Source organism: Xanthomonas vasicola (genome assembly GCF_000772705.2).
GTDB classification, from domain to species: domain Bacteria; phylum Pseudomonadota; class Gammaproteobacteria; order Xanthomonadales; family Xanthomonadaceae; genus Xanthomonas; species Xanthomonas vasicola.
Map to the genome: position 1 here is coordinate 1 of NZ_JSBW02000027.1, position 11,955 is coordinate 11,955.

Sequence of the window (11,955 nt, forward strand, 5' to 3'; positions counted from 1 at the left end):
GTGTACGCATGGGCGAAAACTGCCAGAAACCAGGACGTAGCGTAACGAAAACTGGCAATTCCAGCACACCGATAACGCAGATGAAGCCTTGCAATGGATGTGGTCTGGGGTTTTTCAGGGGCGACTATTTAAGACTGGATTGCCCGCGGTGACCGCGGTGCGGCAAGCACGGATGACGATGTCCTCGCATGCATCTCAGGTACGCAAAGCTTGTCGCACCGAGACATGTCTGTCTTTGGCGGCGGGGCGGCGTATACGTATGAACGGAAATTGCCATTCACCATATAACAACGCCGGTATTACGCCGGCGTTTGCTTTGGTCGCTCTGCGACTGGCTGTGACCGTCAGGCGTCTGCAGGCGGCGTATCGCTCGCAACAGCCGCCTCGCCTGACACGTCCTCCACCTCGTCCAGCGATGCATCCAGGCGTTCGACTGCCTGCAACTTCTCGCCCTTGGACAAGCGGATCAGCGTGACGCCCTGCGTGTTACGACCCACACGCGAGATCTCCGAACCACGTGTACGCACCAGCGTGCCGCCGTCGGAAATCAGCAACACTTCGTCGGTGGCGCCCAGGAGCACCGCGCGCACCAGTTTGCCGTTGCGCTCGGTGGTCTGGATGCCGATCACGCCCTGCGTGCCACGCCCCTTGCGCGGATACTCGGTCAGCGGAGTGCGCTTGCCGAAGCCGTTCTCGGTGGCGGTCAGAATGTAGGCAACGTTGCCGTCATCAGCGACCTCAATCACCGCGGCTTCAGCGCCATCGGTGGTTTCGACCACATCATCGACATCGTCGGCTTCGATTTCTTCTTCGACACCGCCGGCACGCTCAGCCACGATCAGGCTGACCACCTCTTCGCCCTTGGTCAGACGGATACCGCGCACGCCGGTGGCAGTGCGACCCATCGAACGCACGGTGGATTCACCGAAGCGCACGGTCTTGCCGTTGGAGGCGAACAGCAACACATCGCGGTCGCCATCGGTCAAGGCCACACCGACCAGCGCATCGCCTTCGTCCAGGTTGATCGCGATCTTGCCGCGTGCCAGACGGAAAGCGAATTCGCTCAACGGCGTCTTCTTGACCGTGCCGTTGCGCGTGGCGAAGAACACGTAACGGTTGTCGGCGTATTCACGCACCGGCAGCACCGCCTGCACGCGCTCGCCGGGTTCCAGCGGAATCCAGTTGATGATCGGGCGGCCACGTGCATTGGAGCCGGCTTCCGGCAACTGATGCACCGGCAGCCAGAACACCTTGCCGCTGCTGGTAAAGGTCAGCAGCGTGTCGTGCGTGTTGACCAGCCACAACTGGTCGATGAAATCTTCTTCCTTGGTCGCTGCGGCAGAACGGCCACGGCCACCACGGCGCTGCGCGCGATACGCACTCACCGGCTGGCGCTTGGCATAGCCGGCGTGCGACAGCGTCACTACCACGTCTTCCGGCGCGATCAGATCCAGGATATCCAGATCTTCTTCACTGTGACGAATTTCGGTGCGGCGTTCGTCGCCGTATTCTTCGCGGATATTGATCAGCTCGTCGCGGATCACCTGCAACAGCACATCCGGGTTTTCCAGGATGCGGATCAGGCCTTCGATGACGCCGAGCAATTGCTTGTACTCGTCGGTCAGCTTTTCCTGTTCCAAGCCGGTCAGGCGATGCAGACGCATTTCCAGAATCTGCGAGGCCTGCACTTCGCTGAGCTGGTAAAAACCCTTGATCAGGCCCACACCCGGCGGCAGATCTTCCGGCTTGGAGGCTTCCGCACCGGCCGCGCCCAACAGAGCGCCGACCAGACCCGGTTGCCAGGTCTTGGCCAGCATGCGCTCGCGCGCTTCCTGCGGGTTGGCCGAGGTCTTGATCAACTCGATCATTTCATCGATGTTGGCCAACGCGACGGTCAGGCCTTCCAACACGTGCGCACGCGCACGCGCCTTGCGCAGTTCGAAAATGGTGCGGCGGGTGACCACCTCGCGGCGGTGGCGGATGAACGCCTCCAGCATCTGCTTGAGGTTCATCAACTGCGGGCGGCCATCGATCAGCGCCACCATGTTGATGCCGAACACCGCCTCCATCTGGGTCTGCTGATACAGGTTGTTGAGCACAACCTCAGCCGATTCGCCGCGCTTGACTTCGATGTAGATGCGCATGCCGTCCTTGTCGGACTCATCGCGCAGCTCGCTGATACCTTCGAGCTTCTTTTCCTTGACCAGCTCGGCGATTTTTTCGATCAGCCGCGCCTTGTTGACCTGGTACGGGATCTCGGTGACGACGACCGCCTCGCGGCCGTTGTCGGCCACTTCCACCTCGGCCTTGGCACGGATGCGCACGCGGCCACGGCCGGTGCGATAGCCGGCGGCAATGCCGGCGGTACCGTTGATGATGCCGGCGGTGGGGAAATCCGGGCCCGGGATGTATTCCATCAGGCCTTCGACATCCAGTTCCGGCGTGTCGATCAGCGCGATACAGGCGTTGATCGCCTCGGTCAGGTTATGCGGCGGGATATTGGTGGCCATACCCACCGCAATACCGGCCGAACCGTTGACCAACAGGTTCGGGAACCGGGTCGGCATGACCGTCGGTTCCTGTTCCTTTTCGTCGTAATTGGGCTGGAAATCGACGGTTTCCTTTTCGATATCCGCCATCAGCTCATGCGCCAGCCGCGACATGCGCGACTCGGTGTAACGCATCGCCGCAGCGGAGTCGCCGTCGACCGAACCGAAGTTACCCTGGCCGTCCACCATCATGTAACGCAACGAGAACGGCTGCGCCATGCGCACCAGCGTGTCGTACACCGACTGGTCGCCGTGCGGATGGTATTTACCGATGACGTCGCCGACGATACGCGCCGACTTGAAGTAGGCCTTGTTGCTATGTGCGCCCAACTCATGCATCGCGAACAACACGCGTCGGTGCACGGGTTTGAGGCCATCACGTGCATCGGGGAGTGCGCGGCCCACGATCACGCTCATCGCGTAATCGAGATAGCTCTTGCGCATCTCGTCTTCCAGGTTAACCTGGATGATTTCCTTGGCGGTTTCTGCCATTCGGGTTCCGTAAGTGAGGTGGCGGGTGAGCCGGAAAGCCGCGTCGGGCGCGCCCTTGCATCAGGCTGCCTTCCCTACGTTCCCGCCGATCGATTCAAGCGCCAGATTGTACCACGGCAGGCCACTCCGATGCCTTCGGTTTACCAGCCAGAAACAAGCACTTGGAGGGAGTTTCAGCGGCGTTGGCAGCCTGTCGGCGGCGCGCGGGACTCAGCTGCCGAAGGCCGCCTGCATCCGCGCAAGGTCCGGCTGCGTGATCACGCCGCGTTCGGTGACGATCGCATCGATCAGATCGCCGGGGGTCACGTCGAACACCGGGTTCCAGGCATGGATGCCGTCGGCCACCGTCCGGACCCCGCCCACGCCGAACAATTCGCCCGGATCGCGTTGCTCGATCTCGATCTGGTCGCCGCTGGCGGTGGCCATATCCACCGTCGACGACGGCGCCACCACCATGAATTTGACGCCGTGGTGGCGTGCGGCGATCGCCAACTGGTAAGTGCCGATCTTGTTGGCGGTATCGCCATTGGCACAGATGCGATCGGCGCCCACGATTACCCACTGCACCAGCCCGGACTTCATCAGATGCGAGGCGGCCGAATCGGCGATCAGGGTGGCGTCGATGCCATCCTGCTGCAGCTCCCACACGGTCAGGCGTGCGCCCTGCAGCCACGGCCGCGTCTCGCCGGCGAACACCTTGGCGATGCGCTGCTGCGCCATGCCGGCGCGGATCACACCGAGCGCGGTACCGAAACCGGCGGTGGCCAGCGAGCCGGTGTTGCAATGGGTCAGCACGCCGCTGCCTGGCGCGATCAGTGCGGCGCCAAGCGCGCCCATATGACGGTTGGCGGCCAGGTCTTCATCGGCGATGGCCTGCGCTTCACGCGCGATCACCTCGCGCCAGTCGGCGCCGGCCGCAGCCAGCACCCGGCGCATGCGCATCAGCGCCCAGGCCAGGTTGACGGCGGTCGGACGCGCCGCGTTGAGCCGCAACAATGCTGGCTCGAGCTTCTGCAGCGCGGCGCTGCCATCATCAGCGTCGATGTCGCGCGCGGCCAGCACCACGCCCCAACCGGCCGCAATGCCGATCGCCGGCGCACCGCGCACGGCCAGCGAATGAATCGCTTCGGCCACCGTGTCGCTACTGTCGCAACGCAGATGCTCCACCACGAAGGGCAGCTTGCGTTGGTCGAGCAATTCCAGGGCATCGCCGGTCCACAACAGTGGGCGGATGTGGTCGTAGCGGGCGTAATCGATATGGGCGCTGTCGTTCATTGACCTATTGTAAGGCGCGCAGGCAGCCCAGTCAGTGGACTGGCAATGCTCAGTCCGCCGTCCTGGCGCAGCAATCCATCAAGCGCGACACCCTGGTTGGTCGAGGGTGCTGTGCTCTCGCCACTCGCCAGACGCGCCGCAAGCACGTCCTTGTCGGCGCTGTGGCTGCATCAATGCCGCGATACGATCCTGCAAGCGGCAAGGGCACAGCACCAGAAAGTTTGCCGGTTGCATTTGAATACCTACCTGCCGATCGCGTTGCACTGTGACGCTGATCCAACGCGGTGTTATCGAAGCAACACGCCGGCTGCCCTTGCAAGCGTGCAGGCCGAGCATCTCGACTGGCCCCTGCCCGCCCAGCATCACGGGACCTTATGCGGCATGGATGCCGCCTAAGAGCTTAGAGGGACGGACTTGCAGCAAGTCCCGCGCCGCTGGGCGGGCAAGAGCCCTGCAGCCAAACCGCAGATCGATCGCCCCACAGCGAAGACGTCAATCTTCCGCCTAGCGATACCGACGTGCCGGTAGCGCAGCAGCCTTGCCACCCGCTCAGTCGACGATGAACTCGGCGCGGCAGCCGTCGTTTACCCATACCCCGTCGCGGCTCCAGCCCCAGGTCTGGCCTTCCACGCACGGCGTTTTGGACATCTGCCGGCCCAGGCGCACCGCACGTTCAACCGACACGCCGCAAGTGCGGCGCGCGCTCTTCTTCGATTCGCAGGTGATCATGCGCGGCACCGAGACGAAGCCGGAGCCGTCTTCGGCGCCCACCTCGAATTCGCCATCGCAGCCACGCGACACCCAGATCTCGTTGCGGCGCATGCCCCAGGTGCGCCCTTCCTTGCACGGCCACATCGAGCGTTGCCGCAGCAGCCGCACCGGCGCACCACGCAGCAGCACCGGGCACGCCACCGTTCCGCCATTGGAATCACAGCGCACCACGCGGCGCATCACCGTTGCGGTTTGCGCGCGGGATGCTGCGAATTCGGCGCGACAGCCCTGTTCGACCCACACGCCATCGCGTTCGACATCCCATTCACTGCCGCGGATGCAACTGGTTTCGGAGAGCTGGCGCACCAGCTGCACGCCTTGGGAGGTATCCATCGCGCAGTGCACGCGCGCCAGGTCCTTGGACTCGCAGCGCACCACGCCGGCGGCGCGGTCGGAAGCACGCGCATCGGCGAGCATCAGCAGCGGCAAGCACCACAGACCGCATAAGCTGATCAGCCACTTCATGCCGACAATCCTCACCCCGAAACGAATCTTCGTCGCGCCCCCGTGGACGCGAAGATGAGAGCATCATCGATGTGAAGAAAGCAATACGGCGCCGATGACAGCGCGATGAATCAGGCGTTGGCGAAGTCGAACGCCAGCACGTCGGCAATCTGTGCGGTGCCGCGCAAGGCCATCAACAAACGGTCTACGCCTACCGCCACACCGGCGCAGTCCGGCAACTGCGACAACACAGCGAGCAGGCGTTCATCCAGCGGTAGCTGCGGCAATCCACGCGCTGCACGCACGGCGTTGTCGCGCACAAAGCGCGCACGCTGTTCTAGCGCATCGTTTAGTTCGTGATAGCCATTGGCCACCTCGAAGCTGCCCAGATACAACTCGAAGCGCTCGGCCACCGGCGGGTCGTCGTTGCGCACACGCGCCAGTGCGCATTGGCTGGCCGGCCAATCGTGCACCACCGTCAACGTGTCGCTGGCAAAGCCCGGCTGGATGCGATGGGTCATCAGCAGGTCCAGCCAATCGTCGCGGGTGAGGCCAACCGGATCGATGGCCACGTCATGCAGCGCGGCGCGTAGCGTTTGGATCGGATCGCGCAGCGGGTCGATGCGCAACGTCTGCAGGAACAGGTCGCGATACGTCAGCACCTGCACTGCGGCCTCGCGGCCGACCAGCGCCAGCGCGCGGCGTACCAGCGCGATGGTTTCCTGCGCCAGGCTGCGATCGTTCCAGCCCACCCGATACCATTCGAGCATGCTGAACTCGGGGTTGTGACGGCCACCCGCTTCGCCATTGCGAAACACCCGCCCCAGTTCGTAGCAATCGCCCACGCCGGCCGCAAGCAAGCGTTTGAGCGGATATTCCGGCGAGGTGCGCAACCAGCGCAGCGGCGCGCCAGCATCGACATGGCCGGTAAAGCGCGTGCTGAAACTTTCGATATTCGGTTCGGTGTTGCCGGCCTCCGAAAGCACTGGCGTTTCCACTTCCAGCACGTTGCGCTCAGCGAAAAAAGCGCGGATCGCGGCATTGAGCTGCGCCCGCAACTGCAGCGCAGCCAGATCGACCTGCGCCGCACTCATGGCTGTTGGCCGTGTTCGCTCAGAAAGGCCAGCAAGCGGGCTTCGTCCCAGATATCCACGCCCAGCGATTGCGCCTTGTCGAGCTTGGAACCGGCTTCTTCGCCGGCCACCAGAAATGCGGTCTTCTTGGAGACACTGCCAGCGACCTTGGCACCCAATGCTTCCAGCCGCTGCTTGGCGGCATCGCGCGTGAGCGCAGCCAAGGTCCCGGTGATGACCACGCTCTGGCCATCGAGCGGGCCGGTCTGCAGCGCATCGGCTTCCGGTAGACGCGCCAGCACTGTCTCCATCGCCTGCTGCGCGGCGCTTGCCAACGCGGCGTTTTCTGGGCGATCCAGCCATTGCAGCAAGGCGGCCACCACGGGCGCAGGAACGCCGGCCTGTTGCAAGGCATCGGCACCGGCCGTGCGCAACGCAGCGAACGAATCCACCGCAGCGGCAAGCTGCTGCGCGCGCACCGGCGTCACCTTGGGGATGTCCATGTCTTCGAGCACGCTGGCAAAACTCAATGCCTCGCGCAGCTTGGGCGATGGCGGATGCGTGTCGCCGATGCGCACGCCACGCTGCAGCAGATCGTCGATGGCCTGCTGATTACCGGGCTGGTCGAGAAAGTGCCCGAGCGCACGCGCCACTTCACCGCCGATATCCGGCACGCGCTTGAACAGCGGCCACGGCAGATGGCGAATCAATTCCAGATCGCCAAACCAGGCCGACAACGCCTTGGCTGTGCTTTCGCCCACATGCTCGATGCCCAACGCAAACAGGAAACGCTCCAGCGTGGTGTCGCGCGATGTTTCGATTGCCTCGATCAGATTCTCCGCCCACTTGGTGGCGATTTTTTTGCGATTCCAATCGAACTTTGGCAGACCTGCGCGCAGCAGATCGGCCTGCCAGGTCGGCGGCACTTCGCGCTCGCCGGCCATGTCCACGCCGATGCCGACCACCGTGGTTTCCAGCTGTGCATACGCGCCGCTGGCCAGATGCTCGCGCGCTTCGCGCAGGAACGCATGCGGGCTTTCGGCGGTGCTGATCATGCGCAGTTGCAGCAGCTGATCCACAGTGAGCAGATACAGATCGGCCACACCTTGCACCAAGCCGCTGTCGACCAGCACTTCGATGAATTTTTCGCCCAGACCATCCACATCCATCGCGCGCCGCGAAACGAAATGCCGGAAGGCTTCCTTGCGCTGCGCCGGGCAGGTCAACTCGCCGGAGCAGCGCCACACCGCCTGGCCCTCTTCGCGCACGATTTCCGAACCGCACACCGGGCATTGCGTGGGCATCTGCCACGCCTGGGTGCCGGGCGGGCGCTGGTCGGCCACGACCGCAGCCACTTCGGGAATCACGTCACCGGCGCGGCGCACAATCACCGTATCGCCCACGCGCACATCCAGCCGCGCAATCTGGTCGGCATTATGCAGCGTGGCATTGGTGACGATCACCCCGGCCACATGCACAGGCTTCAAGCGCGCCACCGGCGTGGCCGCACCGGTGCGGCCGATCTGGCTCTCGATGGCTTCGACCGTGGTGGACTGTTCCTGCGCCGGGAACTTGTGCGCAATCGCCCAACGTGGCGCGCGCGAGACGAATCCCATTTCGCGCTGCCCGGCCAGATCGTCGAGCTTGTAGACCACGCCATCGATATCAAAGGCCAGCCCATCGCGCGCCGCACCGATGCGCTGGTAATACGCCAGCAGACCATCGCTGCCCTGCACCACTTCGACCAGCGAACTCACTGGGAATCCCCACGCGCGCAGCTGCGCCAGGATGGCCGAATGGGTCTGCGGCAATACGCCTTCGCTCACTTCGCCGACGCCATATGCAAAGAAGCTCAGCGGGCGCTGCGCGGTGATGCGCGCATCCAGCTGCCGCAGCGAGCCAGCTGCGCCATTGCGCGGATTGGCCAGCACCTTGCCGCCCTGCGCACGCATCTGCGCGTTATAGCTTTCGAACGCAGCGCGCGGCATATAGACCTCGCCGCGCACTTCCAGCACCTGCGGCCAGCCTTCGCCGCGCAGGCGCAGCGGAATCGCCTTGACGGTGCGCAGGTTGGCACTGACATCCTCGCCGGTGGCACCATCGCCACGCGTGGCGCCCTGCACGAATTCGCCATTTTCGTAGCGCAGGCTGATCGCCAAGCCATCGAGTTTGGGTTCAGCCGAAAACAGCGGCTGTTTTACCTCCAGCCGCTCGCTGATACGGCGCACGAACTCGGTCACTTCCTCATCGTTGAAGGCATTGCCCAACGACAACATCGGCAAGGCATGCCGCACTTCGGCAAACCGCGATGCGGCAAGATGGCCGACGCGCTGGGTCGGCGAATCGGCGGATGCCAGCTGCGGATACTCCGCTTCCAGCGCTTCCAGCTCGCGCATCAGGCGGTCGTAGTCGACGTCGGCCATCTGCGGCTCGTCGAGCACGTGATACCGGTAGTTGGCGTCTTCAATGCGACGGCGCAGGGCATCAATGCGCTGAGCGGGATCCGGGCTGACAGTCATACGATCGCTGGGCTGGCTCTGGGCCGCTCATTCTAACGGGCCATGCCGATACCAAGGGTCAGCGGCGAGTGCTTCGGTTGTGATGGTTGATCGCCGGCGGAGTGGTTTGAATTGCGGTTGGAGTTGGAGGTGCTGGGCTGGTGACTAAGCTGGTGATTCAACCCCATCTAGATACTGCCCGGAAAGCGAGCCCAGCAAGAATTTCGCTTCTGTAGGCAGCATCAGAACAACCGACGTCGTCCTCCGGTTCCAGCAAGCACGCTTGCACGACGGGCCTGGCGGGTATTTTCCGATAGGCAGACAGGCACAAACCGGCTAGCGTGGCGCCCTCTTTGCCGCCGCCTCTGGAGTTCAACCGTGTCGTTGCCCGTCTCGCGCCGTTCGTTTCTCAGCCTGGCCACCACCGGCGTGGCGGTTTCCGCACTGGGGCTAGCACCCACGGCCGAGGCGGCCCGCAAGCGCGCTGCGGCACCGGCAACCCCTGGCGTGGCCGCAGCGGCCGGCACGGTGTACCTCAACCTCAATGAGCACCCGCTCGGACCTACCCCGGCGGCGATTGATGCTGCCACGCGTTCGCTGCCGCGCTCGGGCCGCTACCTGCTCGAGATGGAGCAGGATCTGCGCAACCTGATGACCGGCGAGCTGCAGCTGCCGAACGATCACCTGTCGCTGTTCCCCGGCTCGCGCGACGCGCTGAACCGGGCTGCCAGCCTGTTGACCTCCGCGCGCGCCGGGCTTGTGGTGGCCGACCCGAGCTTTGACCCATTGGTCGAAAGCGCTACTGCCCGCGGCGTGGCCGTGCGCAAGGTGCCGCTGCGTGCCGACGGTGCGCACGACGTCAAGGCAATGGCCAAGGCCGACCCGACCGCCGGCCTGATCTATTTGTGCAACCCAGGCAACGCCAGCGGCTCGATCACTGCGCGCGCCGACATCGAATGGCTGCTGGCCAACAAGCCGGCCAGCGCCGTGCTGGTGGTGGACGAGGCGTACATCCACTACAGCAACGAGCCGTCGGTGGCCGATCTGGTGCGTCAGCGCCAGGATCTGATCGTGCTGCGCAGCTTTTCCAAGCTGTACGGCATGGCCGGCCTGCGCCTGGGCGCCGCCCTGGCCCCGCCCGGCCTGCAAACCAAACTCGCCGCATTCGGCAGCAACCCGTTGTCGGTTCCGGCGATGGCCGCCGGCATCGCCAGCCTGCGCGACCCGCTACTGCTGCAGACCCGCCGCGCCGACAACGCACGCGTGCGCGACGAAACCATCGCCTGGCTCAAGGGCAAGGGCTACACCTGCCTACCCTCGCAAGCCAGCTGCTTCCTGCTGGACGTCAAGCGCGATGCAAGCGTGTTCGCCGATTCGATGCAAAAGCAGGGCGTCATCGTCGGCCGCAGCTGGCCGATCTGGCCCAAGCGCGTGCGCGTCAGCGTCGGCACCGAAGCGGAAATGCTGCGCTTTCGCGAGGCGTTCGGTAAGGCCAAGCGCTAACCTTTCTTCTTTGGAAGAAAATGGCTTTGCTGTGACCGCTCACCTTCTTCCCTTGGGATATTGCCCGGCTTCCACGGGGGAGAAGGTGCCCGCAAGGGGCCGATGAGGGTGCCAGCGAAGCCTGGCGTTGTTCAACTGCACGAGTGCTTCGCCCGGACCCTCGCCCCAAACCCCTCTGCCGCGGGGAGAGGGTCCCTGGATTTCTACTGATCAACCGCCTCAGGCTCCGGTGCCCGCAGCGTGCGCCGGATCCAGAAATAACTGATCACGAAAGTCAGTGCCATCGAGCCGGCGTTCCATAGCAGCAGCTCGCGCAGCATCGGTGGGCCTTGCAGGATGTGCAGGTAGTAGCGGCGATCCAACAGGGCGATGGCATGCGGCATGAACACGCTGACGAAGGGCGTTGGCACCGGCGCGACCAGCAACGTAATCACCGCAGCAAAGCCCACGACCAGCCAGGGTGAATTCCGCGGGCGTTTGCGCAGGCGCGTGGCGATCCTGGTAAATATCCACAGCAGCGGCATTGCCAAGATCGCCCACAAGACCAGCAACAACGCCACCGCCAACACGCCCTGCAAACTCAACATTTCAACTCACCAGCGCGGCGACTTGGTCAGCGGCGGTGCCTGATGCTGGCGGTCATAGGCACGCAACTCGTCGCGGATATGCGCCACACGCTGGCGGCCCAATGCGTTGCGGCTGTCGTCCAGCACCACGCCATCGAGCAGTTCGGCCATGCGCTGCACGGTGGGCAGCATTTTTTCCCAGGCATCCAGCGCGGTCATCGGCGCCGGCAGCGTGAGGAAGAACGCAATCGCCGGCGTCTGCATCTCGCGGATGTTGGCCATGTCGAAACTGCCGGGCTTGAGGATGCTGGCCATGCTGAAGATCGGTCCGCGCTCCGGGTGCCCTTCCACCAGGCGGTGAAACACGTTCATGTGGCCGAACACCAGCCCGGTCTTCTCGGCGGCCACCACCACGTCTTCGCCACGCAGCACCTGGCCCGCCTTGGCGGCAACGAACAACGACACGATCTTGTCGAAATCCTGGTTCGGGCGCTTGCCCACCTCGTTGCCGCCGGAAGCATCCTGCCCCTCCAGGTTGAGCTCGCTCTGCTCGATGCCTTCCGCGCGTTCTGCTGCGTCACCTTCCGCACCGAACTCGCTGGAAATCACCGGTTCGCGCCGTTCGCGCGGCTGGCCTTCGTCCTTGTCGACCCGGCGCCCTTGCGGCGATTTCTTCGGGCGACCAAACAGGAAGATGGCCGCGACCAGCAGCAGTCCAGCGATCAGGATCCCGATCCGGATCATGGCCATGTCGGACATTCAGCGTGCCTCCGCATAAGAGTGA

8 protein-coding genes are annotated in these 11,955 nt (G+C 64.1%); 1 reads left to right on the forward strand and 7 read right to left on the reverse strand.

Annotation, left to right across the window (positions count from 1 at the left end; translation table 11 throughout):
- Positions 1 to 344 precede the first annotated feature (344 nt).
- The 5 genes from gyrA to ligA form a co-directional block, all read right to left on the reverse strand.
- Positions 345 to 3,041: a DNA gyrase subunit A gene (gyrA, locus tag NX05_RS05500; RefSeq protein WP_039433848.1), complete on the reverse strand. Its 2,697-nt coding sequence runs from the start codon at positions 3,039 to 3,041 to the stop codon at positions 345 to 347.
- Positions 3,042 to 3,251: 210 nt separating this feature from the next.
- Complete coding sequence (mtnA, locus tag NX05_RS05505) at positions 3,252 to 4,316, reverse strand: S-methyl-5-thioribose-1-phosphate isomerase (RefSeq protein WP_039433846.1); 1,065 nt, start codon at positions 4,314 to 4,316, stop codon at positions 3,252 to 3,254.
- A gap of 549 nt (positions 4,317 to 4,865) precedes the next feature.
- Complete coding sequence (locus tag NX05_RS05510) at positions 4,866 to 5,552, reverse strand: DUF3011 domain-containing protein (RefSeq protein WP_039433842.1); 687 nt, start codon at positions 5,550 to 5,552, stop codon at positions 4,866 to 4,868.
- Positions 5,553 to 5,662: 110 nt separating this feature from the next.
- The gene (epmA, locus tag NX05_RS05515) at positions 5,663 to 6,625 is read right to left on the reverse strand and encodes an EF-P lysine aminoacylase EpmA (RefSeq protein WP_039433840.1); all 963 of its coding nucleotides are present in this window, start codon (positions 6,623 to 6,625) and stop codon (positions 5,663 to 5,665) included.
- Positions 6,622 to 9,123: an NAD-dependent DNA ligase LigA gene (ligA, locus tag NX05_RS05520; protein WP_039433838.1), complete on the reverse strand. Its 2,502-nt coding sequence runs from the start codon at positions 9,121 to 9,123 to the stop codon at positions 6,622 to 6,624. Before ligA ends, epmA begins: the two co-directional genes overlap by 4 nt.
- Before the next feature lie 357 nt (positions 9,124 to 9,480).
- Here ligA and NX05_RS05525 point away from each other — a divergent pair, with 357 nt between their 5' ends.
- Complete coding sequence (locus NX05_RS05525) at positions 9,481 to 10,605, forward strand: pyridoxal phosphate-dependent aminotransferase (protein WP_039433836.1); 1,125 nt, start codon at positions 9,481 to 9,483, stop codon at positions 10,603 to 10,605.
- A gap of 203 nt (positions 10,606 to 10,808) precedes the next feature.
- Here NX05_RS05525 and NX05_RS05530 read toward each other — a convergent pair whose 3' ends face one another.
- Positions 10,809 to 11,192 (reverse strand): hypothetical protein, encoded by a 384-nt coding sequence (locus tag NX05_RS05530; RefSeq protein WP_010366588.1) that lies wholly within the window; start codon positions 11,190 to 11,192, stop codon positions 10,809 to 10,811.
- Between the two features lie 6 nt (positions 11,193 to 11,198).
- Positions 11,199 to 11,930, reverse strand: a complete 732-nt coding sequence (gene zipA, locus NX05_RS05535) for a cell division protein ZipA (RefSeq protein ID WP_039433833.1) — start codon at positions 11,928 to 11,930, stop codon at positions 11,199 to 11,201.
- Between the last annotated feature and the right edge of the window lie 25 nt (positions 11,931 to 11,955).

Coding starts and splice junctions, on each gene's coding strand:
- gyrA (WP_039433848.1), bottom strand. CDS start 3,041: ATGGCAGAAACCGCCAAGGAAATCATCCAGGTTAACCTGGAAGACGAG.
- mtnA (WP_039433846.1), bottom strand. CDS start 4,316: ATGAACGACAGCGCCCATATCGATTACGCCCGCTACGACCACATCCGC.
- NX05_RS05510 (WP_039433842.1), bottom strand. CDS start 5,552: ATGAAGTGGCTGATCAGCTTATGCGGTCTGTGGTGCTTGCCGCTGCTG.
- epmA (WP_039433840.1), bottom strand. CDS start 6,625: ATGAGTGCGGCGCAGGTCGATCTGGCTGCGCTGCAGTTGCGGGCGCAG.
- ligA (WP_039433838.1), bottom strand. CDS start 9,123: ATGACTGTCAGCCCGGATCCCGCTCAGCGCATTGATGCCCTGCGCCGT.
- NX05_RS05530 (WP_010366588.1), bottom strand. CDS start 11,192: ATGTTGAGTTTGCAGGGCGTGTTGGCGGTGGCGTTGTTGCTGGTCTTG.
- zipA (WP_039433833.1), bottom strand. CDS start 11,930: ATGTCCGACATGGCCATGATCCGGATCGGGATCCTGATCGCTGGACTG.